Origin of the sequence: Parahalioglobus pacificus (assembly GCF_014652275.1) — a bacterium.
GTDB lineage: Bacteria > Pseudomonadota > Gammaproteobacteria > Pseudomonadales > Halieaceae > Parahalioglobus > Parahalioglobus pacificus.
The window spans coordinates 240,312-265,709 of sequence record NZ_BMYM01000001.1 but is presented as its reverse complement, the minus strand read 5'-3'; the positions used below and the strand labels follow the sequence as shown (position 1 = coordinate 265,709).

Below are 25,398 nucleotides of genomic sequence, written 5' to 3'. Positions count from 1 at the left end.
AAGACGGAACTCGAGGCGAGATAACAATGGCAACTGCAGCGAGAAGCGACACATTTAGCTGGGCGGGCACTGATAAAAATGGCCGCAAAACCAAAGGCGAAGTCACTGCCGCCAGCTCGGCTATGGCGAGGGCTCAGCTGCGCCGCCAAGGCATTAAGCCCACCACCGTCAAAAAGAAAGCCAAGCCGCTATTCGGTGGCGGCGGAAAGCCCATCAAGCCCGCGGATATAGCGATATTTACCCGTCAGCTGGCCACAATGATGAAGGCGGGGGTACCCCTGGTGCAGAGCTTTGATATCGTCGCAGATGGACTCGAGAAGCCCAAGATGCGCGATCTTGTCAATGGCATCAAAAATGACGTTGCGTCTGGCGCAGGGCTCGCACCTTCGCTGGCTAAGCACCCTCGCCACTTCGATGATCTGTTCTGTAGCCTTGTGGGCTCCGGAGAGCAATCCGGTACCTTGGAAGTGATGCTGGACAGGGTTGCGACCTACAAAGAAAAAACAGAGGCACTAAAGGCCAAAATCAAAAAAGCGCTGACTTACCCCACAGCGGTCATCATTGTTGCGATGGTTGTGACAGGCATTCTGCTGGTCAAAGTGGTTCCCACATTCGCCAAGACCTTCGAGGGTTTCGGCTCAGAGCTCCCTGCATTCACACAATTTGTTGTGGGACTTTCTGAGTTTGCCCAAGAATGGTGGTTCATCATCCTTATAGGGATTGTTGCCACCGTCTATGCCTTTAAGGAGATCAAACACCGTTCTGTCAAATTCTCTGAGTGGCTGGATCAGCTAGCACTCAAAGCGCCCGTGGTAGGCACCATCGTCCACGATGCTGTCGTGGCGCGGTTTAGCCGCACCCTGGCAACAACCTTTGCGGCGGGTGTACCCCTGGTTGAAGCCCTGGAGTCCACTGCAGGCGCTGCCGGTAACTCGGTCTATCAAAAGGCTATCCTGCAGATTCGTGATGATGTAACCACAGGTACAACGCTGTACCAAGCGGTGAAATCGACTGGCCTCTTCCCCAACATGCTGCTGCAGATGATCTCCATCGGTGAGGAGTCAGGCGCGCTGGACGAGATGCTCGATAAGGTGGCCAACCACTATGAGGACGCCGTCGACAATGCCGTAGACAGCTTGAGCTCTTTAATGGAGCCAATCATCATGTCTATCCTTGGCGTGCTGGTAGGCGGCCTTATGATCGCAATGTACCTGCCAATCTTCATGCTTGGGTCTGTGATCTGATCAGCAGCAATCCTCGGTCGAGAAGAGATCTAACGTAGTGCTGGATATTTTCCAGCAGGCGCCTTGGTTCCTCTACGCCTGCTTGTTCCCCCTTGGCCTGATCGTTGGCAGCTTCCTCAACGTGGTGGTCTATCGACTACCCCTGATGATGGAATCGCAATGGCGACGGGACTGTTGCGAACTGCTGGAAGTCAACGAAAAGGAGGATGAGATCAAACTCACCCTCTCGACACCGAATTCCCACTGTCCTCATTGCAAAGCACCCGTAAAGCCCTGGCACAATATCCCCGTGCTTAGCTATGTTGCGCTGCGCGGTCGCTGCGCAAACTGCGGAGCAAAAATTGCACTGCGCTACCCTCTGGTCGAACTGGCAACCGGCCTCATGACCTTGGCACTCGGCATCATGATGGGCGCCTCACTCGCCATGGTGGGCGCGTTATTTTTAACCTGGGCACTGATTACACTGACGCTAATCGATGTTGACCATCAGCTGCTTCCGGATGACATCACGCTACCACTGCTCTGGTTGGGGCTTGTATTCAACCTCTTCGCCACTTATACCACTCTGAGCAGCGCCGTTATCGGGGCCATTGCGGGCTATGGAATCCTGTGGTCGGTCTACTGGGGGTTCAAGCTTCTGACCGGTAAGGAGGGCATGGGTTACGGCGACTTCAAACTGTTGGCTGCACTGGGCGCATGGCTGGGCTGGCAATCAGTACCGCTCATCATTCTCCTGTCTTCTCTGGTCGGCGCCATTATCGGTATTGGGCTAATTCTTCTAAAGAAGCGAGGCAAAGACATTCCCATGCCCTTCGGGCCTTATCTGGCGATTGCGGGCTGGGTGGCATTGCTGTGGGGCGACACCATCATGACCGCATATCTTGGGTAGCGTAGAGTGTATGTAGTAGGCATTACCGGCGGGATCGGTAGCGGAAAGTCCGCCGCGACTGAGCGATTTGAGTCGCTGGGCATCACCGTTGTCGACGCTGATGTGATTTCTCGTATTATCGTCGAGCCTGGCAGACCCGCTCTCGCGGCGATTGCCGACCATTTCGGTGAGGATATTCTTCAGAGCGATGGCACCTTGGATCGCGCCCGTTTACGTACGTTGGTGTTCAATAGCCCCGAGGAGCGCAGCTGGTTAGAGCAACTAACACACCCCTTGATCGGGGAGGAAATCGTCACGCAACTAACCGCAGCAAAATCTCCCTACGTTATGCTGAGCTCACCGCTGCTACTAGAAACAAGCCAGGCACAACTGACAGACCTGGTGATTGTCGTGGATGTTCCTGTGGACGTACAGGTACAGCGCACAATGGCGCGCGATGATAACGACGAGGCACAGGTAAGGCGCATCATTGACGCGCAAATGCCACGAAAGGATCGGCTAGCCCGTGCCGATATTGTTATCGATAACAACCAGTCACTGGCGGCACTGGGCGAGAGCATCAATCATATTCACGCCACGTTGCTCAGTAAGGCTGAAGCCAAAGAGCACTGACAGCCTGCAAAACACGTGTGTGGTGACGCAGCTCTCGGCAGCCCGCGCTTAAGCCAACGTAGAGACTACCGAATCGACAATAGGTACATTCGCCGCCGGAAATTCATAGCCATCTAGATCGGTGACTGGCGCCCAAACCATGGGCTGCCCTTCCATTCCGGCCGGACTGCCACCAAATTTTTCGATCAGATAGACGTCCAACAGCACGTGTTTATCGCCGTAATCGTGTGACACCTCTATCAGCGGTCGCGAAGCCAGAACGGAAATGCCCAGTTCCTCGGCCAGCTCACGGGCTAGCGCGTCTACAACTGACTCACCCGCTTCGACCTTACCACCGGGGAACTCCCACAATCCGCCTTGATGAGCGTCGTTATGCCGCCGAGTGAGCAAAACTTGTCCCTGCTCATTGACAATGACACCAACGGCAACGTGAACCCGCTTCATTCAGGTTCTGTACTCAGCATTGATGCGCACGTAGTCATAGGAAAAATCTGTGGTCCAAACGGTAGCCAGTGCATCGCCTCGACCCAGCTCTATACGCACCGTGATCTCCTCGGGTGCCATAGCCTCCACGCCCTGTGACTCAGTGTAGCTGGCAGCACGCTGGCCTTTTTCTGCAATTAGTATTTCGTTGAGATAGACGCTGACGTCAGCAACCGCGAGTTCATCCAGGCCTGCTCGCCCGATCGCTGCGAGCAGCCGTCCCCAATTGGGATCGCTCGCGAATAGCGCAGTTTTTACCAGCGGCGAGTGCGCAATCGTGAAGGCTACGTCCAGGCATTCCTGTTCACTGCGCCCGCCGCCTACCTCGACCGCAACAAACTTGCTGGCACCTTCTCCGTCGCGCACCAAGTCCTGAGCCAATGACACGCAGCAGGCCTCCAGCGCATCTTGAAGCGCCGAGGCCTCAGGGGACTCGAGATCACGAACGTCAACATTGCCAGCGGCACCCGTGGCGGCTAGCACGCAGGCATCATTAGTGGACGTATCGCTATCGACGGTAATGCGATTAAACGATTGCTCCACAGCTCGCGAGAGCAGTGTCTGCAGCACTGATTGCTCAACAGCCATGTCGGTCGCGACGTAGGCCAACAACGTCGCCATATTCGGTCGAATCATGCCGGCGCCTTTCGCGATCCCTGTCAGGGTGTATTGATGCTCGCCTACCGTGAATTGCTGAGAGAAACCCTTTGGTCGCGTATCTGTTGTCAGGATGCCCTCGGCGGCATCCGCCCAACCCGAGTCACTCAGCGCCGCGACCGCCCACGGCAGTGCTGCCGTAATCCGGTCCACGGGTAGGTGTTCGCCAATGACGCCCGTGGAAAACGGCAGGACGCTACTGGCATCGGCAGAGTCTGTTCGCACAAGCGCCTCCGTGCATGCCCGTGCATCGGCTATTCCCCGCTCGCCAGTGCCCGCATTGGCATTGCCCGTATTCACCAGCCAGTATCGGGGCTGGTTATCGCAGGCCTGAAGATGCTGCTTAGCCAACGTCACCGGAGCAGCACAAAACGCATTCTGTGTGAAGGTCGCCGCGCAACGGCTGCCCGGAGCCAATTCAAACACGACGAGGTCCTTACGCCCAGGCGTCTTTATGCCCGCCGAGGTTGTGCCCACACGCACACCGGCGACGGGGTGCAGAACAGGCAACTTCCCTTCACCCACGGCCATCGCTAAGCCCCCCGCTTACTGCAACGCGCCACAGCATTGCTTGTATTTCTTGCCGCTGCCACAGGGGCAGGGTTCGTTGCGGCCCACCTTGGGCTGCTGACGCGTGAAGGGTTGCGCCGCCGCGTCAGTTTCTGGCTCCGCTTTCTCTTCCGCTACCGCCGATGCCTGAGCGTGCTCAAACGCCAGTTTCTCTTTCTCCGCTTCCTCGCGGCGACGCTGCTCAATCAAAGCCGCCTCATCGGGTCGCTGTACCTGAACATGGCTCAGGAACTTTACGACTTCATATTTCAAACTGGATAGCAGCTCTTCAAACAGGGCGAATGACTCTCGCTTGTACTCTTGCTTTGGATTCTTCTGCGCGTAGGCACGCAGGTGAATACCCTGTCGCAGATGGTCCATGGTCGCCAGGTGCTCTTTCCAGAGTGTATCCAGCACCTGCAGCATGATCTGCTTCTCGACCCTGCGCATCTCTGGGCCGACCAGCTCTGCTTTTGCGTCGTAGGCGGACTGCACCTCAGCGCCAATGCGCTCGCGCAGCGCCTCCTCATGCAGGCTATTGTCGCTGTCCAGCCACTCTTGCACCGGTAGCGCCACTGCAAATTCAGCCTCCAAATGCTTCTCAAGGCCAGGCACGTCCCACTGCTCTTCGATACTCATGGGCGGAATGTGGCTGTCGATGGCCTCGTTAACGACATCGCTGCGAATCGCGTTGATCGTTTCCGAGATATCCGCTTCCGTCAGTAGGTCATTGCGCTGCTGGTAGATAATCTGCCGCTGGTCATTGGCGACATCATCGTACTCAAGCAGTTGCTTGCGGATATCAAAGTTACGCCCCTCAACCTTGCGCTGGGCTTTCTCGATCGCATTGGTCACCATGCGGTGCTCGATCGCCTCCCCCTTCTCCATGCCCAATGCCTGCATGAAGTTTTTCACACGGTCCGAGGCAAAGATGCGCATCAGATTGTCTTCCAGCGACAGGTAGAAACGCGAGACGCCCGGATCGCCCTGGCGCCCAGAACGGCCACGCAACTGGTTGTCGATGCGCCGCGACTCGTGACGTTCTGTGCCCAGAATATGTAGACCCCCGGCTTCCAGCACATTGGCCTGGCGCTGTTCCCAGTCCTTACGCACACTCTCTTTGCGTTCCTGGGATACATCGCCCATCGCTTTCAGCTCGGCCTCCAGGTTGCCGCCCAACACAATGTCGGTACCACGTCCGGCCATGTTGGTTGCAATAGTCACAACCCCTGGGCGCCCTGCCTGGGCAATGATCTCTGCTTCCTGCTCGTGGTACTTCGCATTGAGCACCTTGTGATCAATCTTTGACTGGCGAAAGCGCTGGGACAGCTCTTCAGAGGTTTCTACCGAGGCAGTACCCACTAACACAGGCGCACCAGCCTTAATGCACTCACGAACATCTTCAACGATCGCGTCGAACTTTTCCTCTCGAGTCAGGTAGACCAGATCGTTAAGGTCCTGACGCAACATGTCTTTATTGGTGGGAATCACCAACACATCCAATCCATAGATCTGTCTGAACTCGAAAGCCTCTGTATCGGCAGTGCCGGTCATTCCCGACAGCTTGCCGTAAATACGGAAGTAGTTCTGGAAGGTCGTGGACGCCATCGTCTGGCTCTCACTCTGGATGGCAACGCCCTCCTTAGCTTCGATCGCCTGGTGCAAGCCCTCGGAAAGGCGGCGGCCGGGCATGGTTCGTCCGGTGTGTTCGTCAATGAGAACGACTTGTCCATCCTGCACAATGTATTCAACATCGCGGTTGAATAGCACATGGGCGCGCAACCCCGAATACACGTGATGCAACAAGCTCAGGTTGGTTGAGGCATATAGGCTGTCGCCCTCTTCCAGCAGCTTCTCTTTCACCAGCAGCTCTTCAATGTGCTCGTGGCCCTGCTCTGTCAGTTCAATCTGACGCTGCTTTTCGTCGACGGTGTAGTGCCCTTCCTGACCTTCACTGTCCACACGCAGGCCAGGAATGAGCTTGTTGATCGCTTTATAGAGTTCAGAGCTGTCCTCTGACGCACCCGAGATAATAAGCGGTGTCCGGGCCTCATCGATAAGAATGGAGTCCACTTCGTCCACGATGGCGAATGCCAGATCGCCCTGCATTTTGTCCTGCAGGCTGAAGGCCATATTGTCACGCAGGTAGTCAAACCCAAACTCGTTATTGGTACCGTAGATGATGTTGGCACTATAGGCTTCACGCTTTTGCTGCTGTGCCTGCCCAGAGGTGATGACGCCCACTGTCATACCGAGGAAGTTATACAGCGGGCTCATCCAGTTGGCATCGCGGCCTGCCAGGTAATCGTTGACCGTTACCAAGTGCACACTATTGCCAGTCAGTGCATTCAGGTATGCCGGCAAAGTCGCAACCAGCGTTTTACCCTCTCCCGTGCGCATTTCTGCAATTTTGCCCTCATGAAGCGCCATGCCGCCGATCAACTGCACATCAAAGTGACGCATCCCCATGGTGCGCTTGCCGGCCTCGCGCACAACCGCGAATGCCTCGGGCAGGAGTTTATCCAGAGATTCACCCCCGGCAACGCGATCACGAAACACCTGCGTTTTCGCCTTTAGTTCGTCATCACTTAAGGCCTGCAAGCCCTCTTCCAGCGCATTGATTTGCTTGACCACCTTGCTCATACGCTTGAGCTCGCGGTCGTTGCGGGTTCCAAAAATCTTTTTTAATGCATTTGTAATCATGCGGACTATCTACCTGAAACTGAAAACACTGTCTGGCTGCTAGCCAAACAGGATGAGAAAAAAGCTGGAGAGGGAGTATCAGCGTCGGGTGCGACGCATGTAACTGGCCGGATCGACAGCGCGGCCGTGCTTGTAGACTTCAAAGTGAACGTGAGGTCCGGTGGAGCGACCCGTACTGCCCATAATGGCTATCGGCTCGCCCTTGCGGACGAAGTCGCCAGGCTCTACCAGGTTGGTTTTGTTGTGGGCATAGCGCGTGACAAACCCGTCGCCGTGCGCGAGTTCGACATACTGGCCGTAGCCTGTCTGCTCGCCAGTCTGGGTAACAATGCCACCCGCTACGGCAATGATATTGGAACCTTCCTTACCCGCCAGGTCCACGCCGTAATGCATGGCCGGGTTTCCAGTAAAAGGATCGGTTCTCTGGCCGAAGGGTGAGGATATCCAACCCTTCTCTACCGGCCTGCCTGAAAGCCAGGCTTGGGCATCCAGATTGCGATTGCTCAGCATGGACTCGAGCACGCCCAGCTGCTTTTCACGATCGCTGATTTTATCGTCCAACGACTTGAGCCCGGTGCTGAGGTCCAGCCGTTGCAGCTCCATACCCAGGGCATCTGCCATCGGGCCACCCAGAGCGGGCGGCTGGCTGAAATCGAACTCACCGTCTTCCAATCCGGCCATAGCAGTCAGGTGCTCACCCAACGCATCAAGCCGGGTCAGTCGGGCTTGCAGTTCGGCCAGATTCAAGGTCATTGCCTGAAGCGAACGCTGCGCGTCTTCCCGCAAATCAGCTAACGATTCTTCCTGCGACTCAACCTCATCCTGTAGTGAATCCAGGGTTGCACCGCGCAGGGAGCGAGGCTCCGCATCCATACCGGCGAGGTAGCCCAGACCGGCAAATCCCAGGCAACACAGCGACAACAAGGCACAGGACCACCGGCCCAGCTCGATAGAGCGAGACCCGCCGTGTTTGCGGTTAATGAGAATGACTTTCATTCAGAGCCAGGGAGCGATAACGAGGGCGGGACTATGCCACAACGCACTATCAAATTCCACGCATATGCCCCAGAAGGGGGGTTAAATCAGGCCGCAGGAACGGCGTTCAGGGCATAGGAAATTGGAGATTCAGCCTCGTCCTCGAAGGTGACCATTTCCCAGGCATCTGTCTGGGCGATCAACGCTCGCAAAGAAGCATTGTTCAGTGCGTGGCCTGACTTGTGGGCACGAAACTCGCCAATGAGACTGTGGCCCAGCAGGTAGAGGTCACCGATGGCGTCCAGCACCTTGTGCTTAACAAACTCATCGTCGTAGCGCAGACCATCCTGGTTCAGGATGCGGTATTCATCCACCACAATGGCGTTGTCGACGCTGCCGCCGCGAGCAAGGCCCTTGGATCGCAGGTATTCGATCTCATGCATGAAGCCAAAGGTTCTGGCGCGAGACACCTCCTTCACGAAGGAGGTGGTGGAGAAGTCGACTTCGGCGTGGGCAGTACGATCGCGAAACACCGGGTGATCAAAGTCGATAGTGAAGGAGACTTTGAAGCCATCAAAGGGGAGGAAGCTGGCTACCTTGTCCCCGTCTTCAACCGTGATCGGGCGCTTAATGCGAATAAACTTCTTGGGCGCGTTCTGCTCCTCAATACCAGCGGACTGGATCAGGAACACAAATGGCCCCGCACTGCCATCCATAATCGGCACTTCGGCGGCACTGACATCGACGTACGCATTATCGATACCCAGCCCTGCCATGGCCGAGAGAAGGTGTTCTACCGTGGAGACCCGTTCATCACCGGTCACCAAGCTGGTGGAAAGCGTGGTATCTCCCACGTTCTCTGCGCGCGCGGGAATCTCGACCACCGGGTCAAGATCGACGCGACGAAACACAATACCGGCATTGGGCGGTGCAGGAGACAGCGTCAGATACACCTTCTCACCCGTGTGCAAACCCACACCCGTCGCCTTAATGGCATTTCGCAAAGTACGCTGTCGAATCATACCTTTCCAACCGTAATCTGTGCCGTCCGCGAGACGGTAAACGCCGCTACCGCACAGTTACCCGGTAGTGGCTCCTAGTCGGCCTGGCGGCGCAAAAACGCAGGAATATCGAAGTATTCCTCGCCACCGGCGTCTGCGACAGCCGCTGCTGCCTGACCACCTGCCGCTACCTGACGCTGTTTACGTCGACCGGCTGGCAGGTCGTAGTCTTTGTAATTCGGAGCTTCAGAAAGTTCCTCAGCGGTCGCCGGTGTTTCTCGCACCGGGGTATCAACCACCTGAAGCGGTGTACGCGCAGCTTCGGCCCCAAGACCGGTAGCCACAACGGTCACCTTCAACTCATCCGTCATCTCCGGATCGATGACTGTCCCTACCACTACTGTTGCTTCTTCGGACGCAAATTCCTCGATCGTGTCGCCAACGTCGGAGAACTCTCCAAGTGACAGATCGAGCCCTGCGGTGATATTCACCAGGATACCGCGAGCGCCCTGCAAATCGATGTCGTCAAGGAGGGGGCTATTGATAGCTCTCTCAGCAGCCTCACGCGCCCGGTTTTCACCAGTAGCGGAGCCCGTGCCCATCATTGCCATACCCATTTCAGACATCACAGTACGAACGTCTGCAAAGTCTACGTTGATCATGCCTGGACGGATGATCAGGTCGGCAATGCCCTGAACCGCGCCCAACAATACATCATTCGCTTCTTTAAAGGCATCCAGCAGACTGGTATTTTTCCCCAAAACCTCCAGCAGTTTTTCGTTGGGAATCGTAATCAACGAGTCCACATGCTGCTGCAGTTCACGCACACCTTCGTGCGCGATTGAGAGGCGTTTCTTGCCCTCAAACGGGAACGGGCGTGTGACGACAGCAACCGTCAGAATGCCCATTTCTCTCGCGACTTCAGCGACCACTGGCGCACCACCGGTGCCGGTGCCACCGCCCATCCCAGCGGTGATGAACACCATATCGGCGCCAGCCAGCGTATCGGCAATGCGCTCACGATCTTCCATCGCCGCCGCACGTCCTATTTCTGGATTGGCACCCGCTCCAAGCCCCTTGGTGATATCACCACCGAGTTGCAGCACTGTTCGCGACTCAACGTCTGACAGTGCTTGAGCGTCAGTATTGGCACAAATAAAGTCCACACCTTCGACCTCGTTATCGATCATGTGCTTCACGGCGTTGCCGCCGCCTCCGCCCACTCCGATCACCTTGATCACGGCGTTCTCTGGAACGTTATCAATGAGTTCAAACATGGTTTATCTCCCCTTTTTATAAAGTGCCGCGACAAGCGCGACTGCGTACTGCGTTACACCTAAAAATTGTTTTGTATCCAACCCCTGGCCCTGTCGAGCCAGTTGCCCTCGCCCGACCCGCCGCTGCGTGCAGGCCTGCCTCCGTCGTCTTGATTTTCCAAGCCGTACATCAGCAAACCCACGCCAGTTGCATAAATGGGGTTGCGCACAATGTCGTTCAGGCCCTGTACAGCCTGCGGGTAGCCCACGCGAACCGGCATATGGAATATCTCTTCGGCCAGCTCGACCACACCTTCCATCTTCGCGGTGCCCCCGGTGAGTACGATCCCTGCCGGCACCATGTCCTCGTAGCCACTGCGGCGGAGCTCCGCCTGTACCAGCGTGAAAAGTTCGTCGTAGCGAGGCTCAACTACCTCAGCCAACGCCTGGCGGGACAAGTCTCGCGGCGGACGTTCGCCCACGCTTGGTACCTTGATGGTCTCGTCGGCGCCAGCCAGTTGGGTCAGTGCGCAGGCGTACTTGATCTTTATTTCCTCGGCATGCTGCGTCGGCGTGCGCAGGGCCATGGCGATATCGTTGGTCACCTGATCACCGGCGATAGGAATAACACCGGTGTGGCGGATTGAGCCTTCGGTAAAGATCGCGATATCGCTGGTGCCCCCACCGATATCTACCAGGCACACACCCAATTCACGCTCGTCTTCGGTGAGTACCGAATAGCTGGAGGCCAGCTGCTCCAGGATGATGTCTTCCACGTCCAGGCCACAGCGTCGGATGCACTTTTCAATGTTCTGGGCAGCATTTACCGCGCAGGTAACAAGGTGCACTTTTGCCTCCAACCGCACGCCCGACATACCCAGCGGCTCCTTGATGCCCTCCTGGTTATCGATCACATATTCCTGAGGCAGGATGTGAAGCACCTTTTGGTCCGCAGGAATAGCGACAGCCTGGGCTGCATCAATGACTCGATCCAGATCAGCGGCGAATACCTCCCGGTCCTTGATCGCCACAATGCCGTGCGAGTTAAGGCTGCGAATATGACTGCCGGCGATGCCCACGTAGACCGAATGAATCTGGCAGCCAGCCATGAGCTCGGCTTCCTCGACCGCTCGCTGGATCGAGGCCACCGTGGACTCGATGTTCACCACCACGCCCTTTTTCATGCCCTTAGAGGGGTGTGAGCCAATGCCGACAACCTCAATACCGCCGTCCGGCGTGATCTCGCCTACAATGGCGACCACCTTCGACGTGCCAATATCGAGGCCAACTATCATCCGTTTGTCCTGTGCGCTGCCCATGGCAGTGTCTCTCCCGCTCTTCTTATTCCGTCAGGCCCGCCAGCTGTTCCGCTGACTCAAAGGCCACTGCCACGCCGCTGGCGTAACGTAAATCCACTCGCGCGACGGACTCGTCACGCGCCCTTAGCTCCCGCTGATACAGCGCAACAAAGCGCTGCACCCGCTCGACAAACTCGTCATTGCCGAGCAACAGATGAATACCGTTATCCAACTCGGCATCCAGTTGACCCCGTCGATCCTGAATCAGCGTCACTACCTCCCTGCCGATGGGCGCCAGCAGCTCTTCAAGCCGCTGGTAACGGGCAACCAAATGTCGCGCACTGCCCTCTGGGCCACGCAAGGTTGGCAGGCCCTCCCAACGCTGCGCATCGGGCGATTGAAATACTTGCGCCTCGTGATTGAGAAAGCCCGCTTCGCCCCAGTGGGCAATCGGCAATTGCTCGACCACGTGAATCTCAAGCGCATTAGGCCAGCGCCGGCGCACATTGGCGGAGTAAATCCAGGGCAAGGATTCCAGTTGCTGCTGCATAGTTGCCAGGTCTGCGCTAAGGAAGCCGCCAACCAGTGCAGGCTGCACCAGCGACTCAACCGCTTCGCGCTGTGTGTGCTCCAATGAACCTTTCACGCTGATCTGTTCAACCGGGATGGCATCTAAGGTCAACCAGGCCTGTACGGCCGCCACCGCAACGAATGCGACCCCTGCAAGGATCATCACGTGGTTAAGCCAGGGCAAAGCAAAGCGTTGACGGGTCGGGGCCTGCGCCGTTTTTCGCGTAGCACTCGCCCCGCCCTTGCGGGAGGCGTTGCGCTTACGCACATTGGCTTTGGGCGCATTAGCCATTGCGCTTCTGCTCCAGGCTCAGGGAGATTATGTGTGCCACCAGAGATTCAATGGTCATGTGCGCAGCTCGCGCCGCCATGGGCACGAGGCTGTGCGAGGTCATGCCCGGTACGGTATTCACCTCCAGTACGTAGAACCGACCATTGGCGCCTCGCATCACATCCACCCGCCCCCAGACTTCGCAACCCAGCGTGTCAAACGCACGCAGAGCCAGCCGGGCGAGTTGTGACTCCTCGTACTCGTCGAGGTCACTGGGACATTGGTAACGCGTATCGTTAGACAGGTATTTGGCTTCGTAGTCGTAGAACTCGTTATCCGTCTCCATGCGAATCGAGGGCAGCGCCTGATCGCCCAGGATGGCCACTGTGTATTCGGGGCCGTCGATGAACTGCTCTGCAATAACACCCGTGCCGTATTCTGCCGCAGCGCGATAAGCTGCCTTGAGTGTCAGCGCGTTAGTGGCAGGCGTCATACCGATGCTCGAGCCCTCGCAGGCGGGCTTCACAAACACCTTGCCCAGGCGCTCGATGATGCCTTCCCAATCGCTGTCTTCGGCCAGCGGGACAAACGCGCCCGTGCTGACGCCAACGCCCTGCCACAACTGCTTGGTGCGAAGTTTGTCCATAGCCAACGAGGAACCAAGAACGCCGGATCCGCTGTAGGGAATACCCATGCTCTGCAGCGCACCTTGAATCGTGCCGTCCTCACCCCCCGGGCCGTGAAGGGCAATAAATGCAAAGCCAACGCCATGAAGCTGGTCTATCCAGGAGTCATCGGCTGTGTCCACCGCGCGAACATCCAGGTTCAATGCGCGCAGCGCCTCGACGATGGTCGCACCGCTGTTGAGCGACACTTTGCGCTCCGCCGACTTCCCGCCCAGCAATACCGCCACCGGTTTACCAGCCAGCGGCGTCAGGTCGGGTTCCAGATTCACACTCACTTCAACTCCCCCAGCGTTTTCATAGCCGCCAGCGATTGGGCCAGGGCTGCAATATTTCCGGCACCTTGGGCGATGACGACATCGCCATCGCGCAGCACACCACGCAACAGGCCCGGCACCTCGTCGGTTGAGGCGGCGAAAATCGGGTCCACCTGTCCACGCTGGCGGATGCTGCGTGAGAGGCTACGGCTGTCCGCGCCGGGAATCGGCTCTTCACCTGCGGGGTACACATCCAGCAGTACCAGCACATCCGCACCCGAGAGAACTTTGACAAAATCGTCATACAGGTCTCGGGTGCGGCTGAAGCGGTGAGGCTGGTAGATCATCACGGTCCGCTGGCCAGGGAATGCCTGACGGGCTGCATCAAGTGTGGCACTCACTTCGGTGGGATGGTGACCGTAGTCATCAACCAGGCGCGCTGCGCCACCGTTCACAGCCACCTCGCCCAGCTGGGTGAACCGGCGATTAACACCGGAGAACTCCGCCAGTCCGGATTGAATCGCACCGTCAGCAATGCCCTCATCGCTGGCGACGGCAATGGCTGCCGTGGCGTTTAGGACGTTATGCAGTCCGGGCAGATTCAGGCTAATAGCCAATTCACTAAGCCCCTCGGGGCGCAAGACCCGGAAACGGGTCTGTAGCCCGTCACGTTGCAGATCGACGATGCGGTAATCGGCAGCCTCGTCAAAGCCATAGGTCAATACCTGCCGCGATACCTCGGGCAATAGATCCCTGACTTCATCATCATCGATGCACAGCACCGCCATGCCGTAAAACGGCAAGTTATGCAGGAAGTCGAGGAAGGTGCGGCGCAGGTTGGCGAAATCGCCGCCATAGGTCTCCATGTGGTCAGCTTCAATGTTAGTGACCACCGCAACCATCGGTTGCAGATGCAGGAAGGAGGCGTCGCTTTCGTCCGCCTCGGCAATAAGGAACCGGCTAGCGCCCAGCTGGGCATTGCTGCCCGCGCTATTAAGGCGTCCGCCGATGACAAATGTCGGATCAAGGCTGGCCGCACCAAAGATAGACGCAATCAAACTGGTGGTGGTTGTTTTTCCGTGGGTACCTGCGACGGCGATGCCATGGCGGTAGCGCATTAACTCAGCCAGCATTTCTGCCCGCGGCACCACCGGTACCCTGGCTTCGCGCGCAGCCACGACTTCAGGATTCTCATCGCCCACAGCACTGGAGGCCACAATCACATCGGCCCCAGTGACATGGGCGGCATCGTGCCCAATAAATACGGTCACTCCCGCATTTTCGAGTCGTTCTGTGGATGCGCTGCGCTGCAGGTCTGATCCGGAAACTTCGTAACCCAGGTTTACCAGCACTTCGGCAATGCCATTCATACCGCTGCCGCCAACGCCAATCATATGGATGCGGCGAACTCGGCGCATTTCGGGAACGGAGTACACGTTACGCTCGTTCATGCCGCCAGTGCCTCACAACGATCGGCCACTTGCTGTGTCGCCTTCGGTCTGGCAACGGACTCACAGGCAGCAGACATCTTTGCCAATTGCTCGGGCGAGCGCAGGTACTGCTCTATTCGCTGGGCGAGGATTTGCGCACTCAGCTCTGACTGCTTCAGCAAAACACCCGCACCTACATCGGCCAGCGCGCGCGCATTGGCCGTCTGATGGTCGTCAATGGCATGCGGAAGGGGCACCAACAGTGCGGGCCGGCGCATGATCGCCAACTCCGCTACCGTCAATGCGCCAGCGCGGCACACGACGACATCGGCCCAGGCATAGGCCGTGGCCATATCCTCGACGAACTCGCTAACGCGAACCTGGGATTCGGAAACGCCGGTATATGCAGCGCGAACAGCGTCACCGTGGGCAGCACCACACTGGTGCCAGACTTCAATCCCAGGCGCGACTCCACTGTCAATTACAGTGCGCACGGCTTCGGGCACCAACTCGTTCAGGGGCTTTGCACCCAAACTGCCGCCTACGACCAACAAGCGCAGCGGCCTGTCACCGCTAAAGTGCCAGGGCGCGTTTGCGGCCTGCGCTATGAATTCAGCCCGCACAGGGTTACCCAGCACGTTGTACGCCACAGCGGGCTTGAATGCCCCTGCAAAACCCGCAACGATCTCTGTGGCCAGCGGCGCCAACAGGCGGTTTGTGGTACCGGCGACAGCATTCTGCTCATGCACCAGCAGTGGCTTGCGCAATAACCAGGCCGCCGCCCCCGCAGGGCCGGAGGCGTAACCACCCATTCCCAGCACACACACGGGCTTGAGCTTAAACACCAGCACAAGCGCTTCGCACAGTGCCACTAACAACATCAGCACGCCGAGCAACCTACCGAATAGACTCTTGCCGCGAACACCTCGCATTGGCAAGACGTGAAGCGCAAAGCCAGCGGCAGGCACAACGCGTGCCTCGAGACCCCGATCCGTGCCAACCCAGGCGATGCGATAACCGCGTTCCTCTAACTCGCGAGCGACAGCCAGCGCAGGATACACATGACCACCCGTACCGCCAGCCATAACGAGTATCAGAGGTGAGGATGCATCAACCACGCGTGCGCCCTCCCTGTGTGTCCAGGCTCCGCTCTACGCGCAGTACCAGCGCCAGAAGACAACAGCTCATGATGAGACTGGTGCCGCCATAACTCACAAACGGCAGGGTGAGACCCTTGGTGGGCAATAGCCCTGAGCTCACCCCCATATTCACAAACGCTTGCCCCGAGAAGATCAACGCGGTGCCATAGCAAACGTAGGCACCGAACTTTTGTCCTTGCGACAGCGCCTGTCGAGCAACCCAGAGGATGCGACCAATTAATGCAGCAAACAGGCCCATCACCAGCATGGCGCCGATGAAACCGGTCTCCTCCGCCCAGATGGAGAATACAAAGTCGTTGTGGGCTTCGGGCAGGTAGAACAGTTTCTGCACACTGTTACCCAGCCCTACGCCCAGCCATTCGCCACGCCCGAAAGCGATCAGCGATTGAATAAGCTGAAAGCCTGCGCCAAACGGATCGGCCCAGGGGTCGGTATAGGCGGTGAGCCTGGCCACCCGGTAAGGTGCGCTAAACACCAACGCCACCAGCCCCAGCAGGCCCACCAGCAACATCAGAAGGAAATGACCCAGACGTACGCCGCCCAGGAAAAGCATCCCCATTGCGGTGCCGGCGCAAATCACCGTGGCGCCAAAATCAGGCTCTACCATCAACAACAGCGCAACGGCACCAACAACTGCCATGGGCTTGAGGAAACCGCGCCAGTTGCCGCGCACCTCCTCTTCCTGCCGAACCATGTAACCGGCTAGGTAAATGACCAGAGCCACTTTCGCCAGCTCAGACGGCTGCAAGGTGAAGGCCCCCAACTGAATCCAGCGCTGACTCCCCTTGACCTCCTTGCCGATACCCGGGACAAGAACCAGCACCAAAAGCGCCAGCGCAACCAACAACCATGCCCAGCCTGTCTGCTCCCAAAATCCAACCGGGATGCGGTAGGTAATCACGCCTGCTACGGTCGCTGCCAGGATGTACACTAGGTGACGCTGGGTGTGATGCCAGGGATTGCCGTAATGCCAGTCGCCGTATTCGATGGACGCGGAGCTTATGGCAATCAGACCCACAAGTATCAGAGCGAGTCCGAGCAACCCCAATAGCGGATCAATCGCCAACAGGCTACGGTGCTGGGCGACTGACCTAGGCATCAGTTTCCCCCGTCAAGGTTCTCACCGCCGCCGCGAAAGCGTCGCCGCGGGCGGCGAATCCTGAAAACATGTCAAAACTGGCGCACGCGGGTGACAACAGCACTGTGTCGCCGCATGAGGCCAACTTAGAAGCCAATTCAACCGCGTGCGCCATGCTCTGCGCGCGATGCACGGTGACCACTCCCTCCGCCATTCGCTCCAGCTTTGCCGCATCCTCGCCAAGGGTAATCAGTGCTTTCGCGTGGTTGGCGAGCGGTGCCTTCAAGGGGCCAAAGTCCGCGCCCTTACCTTGACCACCAGCGATTAAAATAATGTTGTTATCACCGCCCAAGCCGTTAACTGCTGCTATGGCGGCCCCCACATTGGTGCCTTTGGAGTCATTGACCCAAGTGACACCGTTTGCTTCAACAACCAACTCACAGCGGTGCGGCAAGCCTTTAAAGGCCTTTATCGCAGCAACTATCGCCTCCGTGGGCAGCTCCAGCACGCTGCCGATGGCCAGGGCCGCAAGTGCATTGGCCACATTGTGCTTTCCGGGAAGCGGCAATGAGGACACCGACATCAGCGGCTCAAAACCGCAACAGAGCCAAGCCTCGCCCTCATGGTCCCGAAGTCCGAACTGGCCGATGTCAGGCTCATGCATTCCCCAACTCACCAGTGGCACATCATCCTCTAGCAGCGGCGTGGTCAGTGGGTCATCGCGATTTACGACCGCAGCCTGGCAGCCACGGAAGATACGGTGCTTCGCCTGGTGGTAGCGCGGCATGCTGCCGTGACGATCCAGGTGATCGGGGCTCATATTGAGCACCGTGGCCACACGCAAGCCTAGTCGACCAGCCCGCTCCAGCTGAAAACTACTGAGCTCAAGGATGTACAGCTCATTGCTCTCATCGAGCAACTCCAGTGCCGGCGTCCCCAGGTTCCCACCTACGCCCGCCGCTTTGCCAGCTCTTGCAACCATCTGACCCAGCAGTGCAGTGACCGTCGACTTCGCATTGGAACCCGTAATCCCGACGACTGGTGCATTGGCGGCTGCTACAAACAAGTCAATATCGCCCGCAATGGCTGCGCCGGCTTCATGTGCGGCAGCAACGGCAGGCTCATCCAGAGCAACACCGGGACTGACAATGAGCTCAGATGCGGCGTTCATGACATTGGCAGGCATATCACCGGCGTACACAGTGATGTCTGGCATCTCCTGCTGAAGTTGCGCCAGAGCTGGGGGCGACTGTCGTGAATCCACAACGCAAAAGTCGTCACCACGCTGATACAGAAAACGCGCTACAGACAAGCCGGTGGGACCAAGGCCTACCACCACACGCTTGTTGCTGCTTGCGATTACATTCTGCATCACGAGTTATCGCTCTCCTTCGCCTAGCGCAATTTCAAGGTCGCCAGTCCGAACAACACCAGCATGACGGTGATAATCCAGAAGCGAACAATGATCCGGGGCTCGGGCCAACCCTTCAATTCAAAGTGGTGGTGAATGGGCGCCATTCTGAAAATACGCTTGCCTGTCAGCTTGAAAGACGCCACTTGCAAGATCACAGAGACCGTCTCCAGCACGAATATTCCGCCCATGATGAAAAACACGATCTCGTGCCGGGTAATCACCGCCACTGCGCCCAGAGCGGCACCGAGGGCCAGTGAGCCCACATCGCCCATGAAGACCTGAGCGGGATACGTGTTAAACCAGAGAAAGCCCAGCCCGGCACCGGCCATTGCGCCGCAGAACACGGACAACTCGCCACTGCCTGCCACGTAGGGGATGTGCAGGTAATCGGCGAACTCCACGTGGCCCACCAGATAGGCAATGATGCCGAGTGCAGTACCCACCAGTACGGTTGGAAGGATGGCGAGACCGTCAAGCCCGTCGGTCAGGTTGACCGCGTTACTGGATCCCACAATCACCAAATACGTCAGCAACAGGAACAGCGGCCCCATCTGCCAGGCGAAGTCCTTGAAGAAGGGAATGTACAACTCGGTGGTTACCGGGGTATCGAAGGCTGTATACAGGTAAACGGCTACCGCAATACCCGCAGCGGATTGCCAGAAATACTTCCAGCGCGCCGGCAGTCCTCGAGAGTCTTTCTCGACCACCTTGCGATAGTCATCAACCCAGCCCACTGCACCGAACACAATCGTCACCAGCAGCACTAGCCAGAGATAGGGGTTGCGTAAATCCCCCCAGAGCAAGGTGCTGAACACGATGGCGACCAGGATCAAAGAGCCGCCCATGGTTGGGGTGCCCGACTTACTCAGATGACTCTGGGGGCCATCGGTACGCACTGCCTGCCCTACCTGGCGATGAGTCAGCTGTTGAATCAGCAGGGGACCCAGCAGCAGTGATACTGCCAAGGCAGTGCCGGCAGCGAGAATACCGCGCAAGGTGAGATACTGAAAAACCTGGAAGCCGGCATCAAACTGCTGCAGAAACTCCGCGAGAAAAATCAGCATGAGGTGCTCCCTGCGGACATCTCTCCGCGAATTACGGGCAACAGACGCTCCATCTGCGCACCGCGCGAACCTTTCACCAACACGGTTGTGCCACTAGCAAATGCACCGTGGGCGGCGACTTGTGCTGCGTCCATTGAGGGGAAGAAACGCCCCTGGCTCCCAAAGGCGGCAACCGCGTCACGGAGCGCGTCACCCACACCCCAGAAACCATCCAGACCAGCATCGCGCGCGGCCTCTCCCATCTGTCGATGCAGCGCGGCCTCATCATCGCCCAGCTCGCGCATCGCACCCAGAATGAGCACCCGCTGACCTTTGCACTGCGCGAGAACTTGTATGGCTGCGCGCACTGAACCGGGGTTAGCGTTGTAACAGTCATCGATGAGCTGCGCGCCCGAGTGAGTCTCTTCCAATGCCAGGCGACCACCTGTTACCTGAGCTGCCGCCAGTCCAGACTCGATCTCGGCGGGCGCCAAACCACAGGCAATTCCCGCGCAGATAGCCGCCAGCGCATTCATGATGTTGTGCTCACCTGGCAGCGTGAGAGCAACCTTGATATCCCCGACGGGTGTAGAGGCCACGAAACGGGAACCCTGCACCCCCAGCAGTTGAACATCCCGCGCCATCACATCAGCAGGTGTGCGCATTCCAAAGGAAAGCACGCGGGCTTCCCCAGCACGAACTTTCCACTGCGATGCCCAGGGCTGATCGTTGTTGATAATGGCAACCCCATCGGCGCCCAGGCGGTCATAGATCGCCCCTTTCGTGTTCGCGACTTCTTCCACACTACCCATGCGCTCAAGGTGAGCTGGCATTGCATTCAGAACGACCGACACCGTGGGCTTGCCCAATTCGCATAACCAGGCGATATCCCCTGGTTTGCCGGCGCCCATTTCCACCACGGCGTACTTGGTTCCGGGCTCTATTGCCAAGAGCGTCAGAGGCACGCCGATTTCGTTATTCAGGTTACCTTCGGTCGCCAGGGTCTGGCCGCCCTGCGACAGCACGGCGGCCGTCAGGTTCTTCACCGTTGTCTTGCCATTACTGCCGGTGATTGCGACTAATGGCCCGCGATACTGCTCGCGGTTATACGCTCCTAACAAACCCAGGCCGCGCTCTGTATCGTCGACCTTGATCTGCGGCAGCGCCACATCCACAACGTGACTCACCATGGCTGCCGCAGCACCTGCCTCGCACACCTGCGGCAGGAAGTCGTGGGCATCAAAGCGCTCGCCGCGAAGGGCCACAAACAAATCACCCTCACGCACCTGTCGACTGTCAGTGGCTACGCGTAAAAAGCGCGCATCGGCGCCGTGCACATCACCGCTCAAGGGCGCTGCCACGTCGCTGAGCTTGAACGCCGACATCATGCGGATGCCCTCCGCGCCAACGCTGCTTGGGCGTGGGCCACGTCAGAAAAATCAATGCGCCCTGTTTCCAGCACCTGATAATCCTCGTGGCCTTTTCCGGCGATTAGCACACAATCGCCGGGCATTGCCTCAGAAATTGCCATCTCTATGGCCTGGGCGCGATCCACCACAAGGCGGTAGTCACCGGTCAGCCCGGCCTCTATATCGAGAAGAATGGCCGTCGGGTTTTCGCTGCGAGGGTTATCGCTGGTAACGATCAGTTGATCTGCGCCTTCGCTGGCAGCGCGCCCCATAACCGGGCGCTTGGCCGCATCACGATCGCCGCCGCAGCCAAACACCGTGATTAGCACACCCGAGACCGAGGGTCGCAGAGCGGCAAGCACTTCAGTCAAGGCATCAGGCGTGTGCGCATAATCAACAATGACCTGAATACCCAAATCATTGGGCACAGATTCCACTCGCCCCGGCACCGGTGTTAGCAAGGCGATATGGTCCAGCACATCCACCAATGATTGCCCGGCGGCCAGTGCTGCGGTGGCAGCTGCCGCAATGTTTCCGAGGTTAAATCGTCCGCTGAGCGAGGTTGTAAATTCACCCTCGCCCCAGGGTGTCTCGAGCCGCGCACGCATACCTTGGGTCGTGTGCCTGATATCGACAACACGAACCGCTGCATCGACGCGCCCGTCGATACTGTAAGTCAATGCAGTGACTGAACTATCCAGCGTCTGAAGCACCGACGGCGCAAAGGCATCATCGAGATTCACAATGGCAACCGCCAGGGACTGCAACTCAAACAGTCTCAGCTTGGCACGCCCATAGGCCGCCATTGTGCCGTGATAGTCGAGGTGGTCGTGAGACAGATTGCTAAAGATCACGGTATTGAAGCGCATGCCATTCACACGCCCCTGCACCAGCGCATGCGAAGACACTTCCATGCTGAATGCGGCCACGCCATCATCACGCCATTGGGCCAACTGCCGCTGCAGTGATACGGGATCTGGCGTAGTGTTTGCCGCACCACTCACACGGCCATCCAGTGAAGCGCCCAGGGTGCCGATCACTCCGCACCCATCACCGGCCAATCGAATCAACTGTGCCACCAAGTGGGAAATCGTGGTTTTACCGTTAGTCCCTGTCACACCTACCCCCAGCATCTGATGGCTGGGGTGGCTATAGAAGCGCGCAGCAATCGAACCCGCTTCCTGCTGGAGCTCGGGAAGTTCGATCAGGGGGACTGGCAGCGCATCGACAAAGCCGGCAACCGGCGGCTCCGCTATCACAGCGCAAGCGCCATTGGCGACGGCTTGCTCAATGAACTGTCGGCCATCATGCGTATCACCGGGAAACGCCAGAAAGACGTCACCGGGCTGCACAGTACGACTGTCTATGGCTACGCCCGTCACATCAACATTCAAGACCTGACTCGACTCGACCAGGTCATGCAGCGCGATCGAATGGCTCATGCATTCCCCCCCGGCTGCTTGTCGCGCTTGGCAATACCCTCGGCCGGCACCGTGGGTGGCACGTTCAACAGGCGCAATGCGCCTTCTGCAACGCGGGAGAACACAGGCGCGGCTGCAGCCCCGCCGCCATAAGCGTCGCCCTGTGGCTGATCAATCACCACCACGATGACAAACCGCGGGTCTTCAACAGGCGCCAGACCCGCAAAGAGCGCCACGTACTTGTCGTCGATGTAACCCTGTGGGCCAACCTTGTGCACGGTACCCGTCTTGCCACCGACCTCATAGCCCGCCACCCTGGCCTTGCCCGCTGTTCCGTGCTCGCCGGTCACAGCGTGCAGCACATCGACCACTTTGCGAGCGGTGTCCGCAGCAATCACCCGCTGGCCCAAGGGGGCCTCGACTGAATCATCGCGGGCCAGCAACGTCAGCGGCATTTGCACGCCATCATTCGCGAACACGGAATAGGCATGGGCGATTTGCAACGGTGTGGCCGTGAGCCCATAACCAAATGCCAGGGTCACTTTTTCGATTGCGCGCCAGCGCGGTCTATCGGGCAAAATACCTGCACTCTCGCCCGGAAAACCAACACCGACAGGGCTGCCCATACCAAAACGCTGAAAGACTCCCCAGATCGGCTCGTGCCCCAGCACTTGAGCCATCTTGGTAACGCCGACCTGACTGGACTTCTCGATGACTCGAGAGACACTGATTTCTCCGTAGTTACGCGGGTCCGGCAGTGTCTTTCTGCCAACATTGATCCAGCCTGGCGCTGTATCAATCATGGTTTCAGTGCTGTATTTGCCACTCTCAAGTGCCGCGACCAGCGTTAGGGGCTTCATCGTGGACCCCGGCTCATAAACATCAGTCATCGCGCGATTGCGCGTATTGGCCATTTCGAAGCCATCTTGACTATTGGGGTTGTAAACCGGGTGGTTCACCATGGCGAGTATTTCGCCTGTCGCCGCATCGAGCGTCACAATTGAGCCGGACTTCGCGCCAGTCACGGTCATCGCTCGCTGTAACTCGCGGTGCTGCAAGTACTGCAAGCGCAAATCAATGCTGAGCTTTAAATCCCGACCGGGCTGGGCGGCCTCAAGCACACCAATGTCCCGGACGGCATCTCCATGCAGGTCCTTGATGTACTTTTTCTTGCCAGGAATACCGCGCAACCAATCGTTATAGGCCAGCTCCAGCCCTGCGATACCCTCACCGTCCACGTTGGTGAAGCCCACAACTTGCGCGGCGACCTCACCCGATGGGTAGTAGCGACGGTACTCGCGCTCACCGCTGACGCCTGGTATGCGACGCGCCAGAATATCCCTGGCCCGCGCAGGCACCATATGACGTTCCAGGTACATGAAGCGCTTGCCCGCATAACGATCAACCCGCGCCTGCAAGTCAGACAGTTGCAGATTCAGCAGTCCGGCCAGCTCTGGCAGACGAGTCGTGTCCAGATGCCGGGGGTTAGCCCACAGCGAGATGACGGGGGTGCTGACCGCGAGGGGCTCACCTCGACGATCTGAAACCAGTCCGCGGTAAGCGGGAATCTCTGCGGTGCGCAACGAACGCATGGCGCCCTGCTTCTGCAGAAACTCATGCCCGCGATCGGTATCGAGCACCTGCAACAGCAAAACACGGCCCACCAACAAAGCCAGCAGCGTGAGTAAGGCAGCCACGATGAAGTAGAAGCGCCAGACAGGCACCACCTCTGCCTGCTTCTTATTTTTACGAGGGCGACTCACTGCTCCACCACCGCGCGATACGCCATCGAAGGGGCACGCATTCCCAGATCATCTGCCGCCACCTGCTCTACCCTGTGGTGAGAAGCCCAGGTGCTCTGCTCCAACAACAGGCGACTGTAGTCCTCCTGCAGGTGCCAACGCGTCGCCTCCAATGACTGCAGTTGTGCATACAGCTGGCGACAGGCATGGGAGGAGCGAATGACGGCAAGGCAGGAAACAAGAACGGCCGCCAGAACGGCAGCGAGTAACAAGGTGTCCCGAAGCGCCGGGCCAGCGACGATAGCAGGCGCAGTTACCGTGGCCTGTCGGCGACTCATGCGATTTTCTCCGCGACTCGCATTACCGCACTGCGAGAACGAGGGTTAGCAGCCAACTCTTCTGCACCCGCCTTCACGGCCTTCCCCACCAGCTTGAGGCGGCGATCGAGGTCCGCTTCGGTCACAGGCACACCCCGCGGCAATGACTTCCCCCGCGCCATATCACGCATGTAGCGTTTCACCATGCGATCCTCAAGCGAGTGAAAGCTAATCACTACAAGCCTCCCACCAACGGTCAGAAGGTCCACAGCCACATCCAGCAGTTGCTGCAGATCATCCAGCTCACGGTTCACGCGAATGCGAATGGCCTGAAAGGCGCGAGTCGCGGGGTGTTTGTGCTTCTCCCAGCGCGGATTCGCCTCGCTAACCACCTTGGCGAGCTGCGCGGTTGTTTCCAGAGGCTGCTCGGATCGCGCCTCCACAATGGCGGCGGCAATTCGCTTGGCAAAGCGCTCTTCGCCGTAATCCTTGAGCACTGCGCTGATCTCATCCTGCTCTGCGCTCGCAAGCCACTGGGCTGCCGTAGCGCCGCGAGTTGTGTCCATACGCATGTCGAGCGGGCCGTCGGCCTGGAAGCTGAAACCGCGCTGCGCCTGATCCAGCTGCGGACTGGAGACGCCTAGATCCAGCAAAATCCCATCCACCTGCGCCACACCCTGTTGCGCCAATGCCGCAGGCAGGTCAGCGAATGAGCCATGAAAAAACGCTAACCGCGGATCGGTAGACTGCATTTTCGCGGCAACGTCAGCGGCCTCAGGGTCTTTATCGATCGCAAGTACAGAACCGCTGTCTGAGAGCGCCTCCAGCACCTGAGTCGTGTGACCACCGCGACCGAAGGTGCCGTCGACATACATGCCGCCGGGTGTCGTCACCAGAGCCTCCACGGCCTCTCGTAACAGCACTGTTTCATGCATC

At 58.2% G+C, this 25,398-nt stretch carries 22 protein-coding genes; 3 read left to right on the top strand and 19 right to left on the bottom strand.

The window, feature by feature from the left end; translation table 11 throughout:
- Positions 1 to 26 precede the first annotated feature (26 nt).
- The 3 genes from IE089_RS01230 to coaE are packed head-to-tail and all read left to right on the top strand — an operon-like array spanning position 27 to position 2,745.
- Positions 27 to 1,244 carry a type II secretion system F family protein gene (locus tag IE089_RS01230; RefSeq protein ID WP_189474406.1) on the top strand — a complete coding sequence of 406 codons (1,218 nt, stop codon included), beginning with the start codon at positions 27 to 29 and terminating at the stop codon, positions 1,242 to 1,244.
- A gap of 37 nt (positions 1,245 to 1,281) precedes the next feature.
- Positions 1,282 to 2,133 carry a prepilin peptidase gene (locus IE089_RS01225; protein WP_189474404.1) on the top strand — a complete coding sequence of 284 codons (852 nt, stop codon included), beginning with the start codon at positions 1,282 to 1,284 and terminating at the stop codon, positions 2,131 to 2,133.
- A gap of 6 nt (positions 2,134 to 2,139) precedes the next feature.
- The gene (gene coaE, locus IE089_RS01220) at positions 2,140 to 2,745 is read left to right on the top strand and encodes a dephospho-CoA kinase (protein WP_189474402.1); all 606 of its coding nucleotides are present in this window, start codon (positions 2,140 to 2,142) and stop codon (positions 2,743 to 2,745) included.
- Positions 2,746 to 2,793: 48 nt separating this feature from the next.
- Here the strand turns inward: coaE and mutT are convergent, their stop codons facing one another.
- The 19 genes from mutT to rsmH form a co-directional block, all read right to left on the bottom strand.
- Positions 2,794 to 3,189, bottom strand: a complete 396-nt coding sequence (gene mutT, locus IE089_RS01215; RefSeq protein WP_189474400.1) for an 8-oxo-dGTP diphosphatase MutT — start codon at positions 3,187 to 3,189, stop codon at positions 2,794 to 2,796.
- On the bottom strand, positions 3,190 to 4,416 hold the full coding sequence (argJ, locus tag IE089_RS01210) for a bifunctional glutamate N-acetyltransferase/amino-acid acetyltransferase ArgJ (RefSeq protein WP_189474398.1): 1,227 nt from the start codon (positions 4,414 to 4,416) through the stop codon (positions 3,190 to 3,192).
- A 15-nt stretch (positions 4,417 to 4,431) separates the two neighbouring features.
- Positions 4,432 to 7,137: a preprotein translocase subunit SecA gene (secA, locus tag IE089_RS01205; protein ID WP_308428813.1), complete on the bottom strand. Its 2,706-nt coding sequence runs from the start codon at positions 7,135 to 7,137 to the stop codon at positions 4,432 to 4,434.
- A 78-nt stretch (positions 7,138 to 7,215) separates the two neighbouring features.
- Complete coding sequence (locus tag IE089_RS01200) at positions 7,216 to 8,133, bottom strand: M23 family metallopeptidase (RefSeq protein ID WP_189474396.1); 918 nt, start codon at positions 8,131 to 8,133, stop codon at positions 7,216 to 7,218.
- An 86-nt stretch (positions 8,134 to 8,219) separates the two neighbouring features.
- The gene (gene lpxC, locus IE089_RS01195; RefSeq protein ID WP_189474394.1) at positions 8,220 to 9,134 is read right to left on the bottom strand and encodes a UDP-3-O-acyl-N-acetylglucosamine deacetylase; all 915 of its coding nucleotides are present in this window, start codon (positions 9,132 to 9,134) and stop codon (positions 8,220 to 8,222) included.
- A gap of 74 nt (positions 9,135 to 9,208) precedes the next feature.
- Entirely contained in the window at positions 9,209 to 10,390 is a 1,182-nt protein-coding gene (gene ftsZ, locus IE089_RS01190) for a cell division protein FtsZ (protein ID WP_189474392.1), read from the bottom strand.
- Between the two features lie 59 nt (positions 10,391 to 10,449).
- Entirely contained in the window at positions 10,450 to 11,688 is a 1,239-nt protein-coding gene (gene ftsA / locus IE089_RS01185) for a cell division protein FtsA (protein WP_189474390.1), read from the bottom strand.
- 22 nt (positions 11,689 to 11,710) lie between these two features.
- Positions 11,711 to 12,529: a cell division protein FtsQ/DivIB gene (locus tag IE089_RS01180; RefSeq protein ID WP_189474388.1), complete on the bottom strand. Its 819-nt coding sequence runs from the start codon at positions 12,527 to 12,529 to the stop codon at positions 11,711 to 11,713.
- Positions 12,522 to 13,469 carry a D-alanine--D-alanine ligase gene (locus tag IE089_RS01175; RefSeq protein ID WP_308428812.1) on the bottom strand — a complete coding sequence of 316 codons (948 nt, stop codon included), beginning with the start codon at positions 13,467 to 13,469 and terminating at the stop codon, positions 12,522 to 12,524. Before IE089_RS01175 ends, IE089_RS01180 begins: the two co-directional genes overlap by 8 nt.
- Positions 13,466 to 14,899, bottom strand: coding sequence for a UDP-N-acetylmuramate--L-alanine ligase (gene murC, locus IE089_RS01170; RefSeq protein WP_189474386.1), 1,434 nt, complete (start codon positions 14,897 to 14,899; stop codon positions 13,466 to 13,468). Before murC ends, IE089_RS01175 begins: the two co-directional genes overlap by 4 nt.
- A complete protein-coding gene (gene murG / locus IE089_RS01165) occupies positions 14,896 to 15,996 on the bottom strand; it encodes an undecaprenyldiphospho-muramoylpentapeptide beta-N-acetylglucosaminyltransferase (RefSeq protein ID WP_229802519.1) in 1,101 nt (366 codons plus the stop codon). Before murG ends, murC begins: the two co-directional genes overlap by 4 nt.
- Complete coding sequence (ftsW, locus tag IE089_RS01160; protein WP_189474384.1) at positions 15,989 to 17,137, bottom strand: putative lipid II flippase FtsW; 1,149 nt, start codon at positions 17,135 to 17,137, stop codon at positions 15,989 to 15,991. The genes murG and ftsW overlap by 8 nt, the downstream gene beginning before the upstream one ends.
- A complete protein-coding gene (gene murD / locus IE089_RS01155) occupies positions 17,130 to 18,488 on the bottom strand; it encodes a UDP-N-acetylmuramoyl-L-alanine--D-glutamate ligase (protein WP_189477263.1) in 1,359 nt (452 codons plus the stop codon). Before murD ends, ftsW begins: the two co-directional genes overlap by 8 nt.
- 23 nt (positions 18,489 to 18,511) lie before the next feature.
- A complete protein-coding gene (gene mraY / locus IE089_RS01150) occupies positions 18,512 to 19,594 on the bottom strand; it encodes a phospho-N-acetylmuramoyl-pentapeptide-transferase (RefSeq protein WP_189474381.1) in 1,083 nt (360 codons plus the stop codon).
- Positions 19,588 to 20,961, bottom strand: coding sequence for a UDP-N-acetylmuramoyl-tripeptide--D-alanyl-D-alanine ligase (locus tag IE089_RS01145; protein WP_189474379.1), 1,374 nt, complete (start codon positions 20,959 to 20,961; stop codon positions 19,588 to 19,590). The genes mraY and IE089_RS01145 overlap by 7 nt, the downstream gene beginning before the upstream one ends.
- Complete coding sequence (locus IE089_RS01140; protein WP_189474377.1) at positions 20,958 to 22,424, bottom strand: UDP-N-acetylmuramoyl-L-alanyl-D-glutamate--2,6-diaminopimelate ligase; 1,467 nt, start codon at positions 22,422 to 22,424, stop codon at positions 20,958 to 20,960. Before IE089_RS01140 ends, IE089_RS01145 begins: the two co-directional genes overlap by 4 nt.
- On the bottom strand, positions 22,421 to 24,166 hold the full coding sequence (locus IE089_RS01135; RefSeq protein ID WP_229802518.1) for a peptidoglycan D,D-transpeptidase FtsI family protein: 1,746 nt from the start codon (positions 24,164 to 24,166) through the stop codon (positions 22,421 to 22,423). The genes IE089_RS01140 and IE089_RS01135 overlap by 4 nt, the downstream gene beginning before the upstream one ends.
- Positions 24,163 to 24,483, bottom strand: a complete 321-nt coding sequence (gene ftsL, locus IE089_RS01130) for a cell division protein FtsL (protein ID WP_189474375.1) — start codon at positions 24,481 to 24,483, stop codon at positions 24,163 to 24,165. Before ftsL ends, IE089_RS01135 begins: the two co-directional genes overlap by 4 nt.
- Positions 24,480 to 25,397, bottom strand: coding sequence for a 16S rRNA (cytosine(1402)-N(4))-methyltransferase RsmH (rsmH, locus tag IE089_RS01125; RefSeq protein ID WP_189474373.1), 918 nt, complete (start codon positions 25,395 to 25,397; stop codon positions 24,480 to 24,482). Before rsmH ends, ftsL begins: the two co-directional genes overlap by 4 nt.
- Position 25,398: the final 1 nt, after the last annotated feature.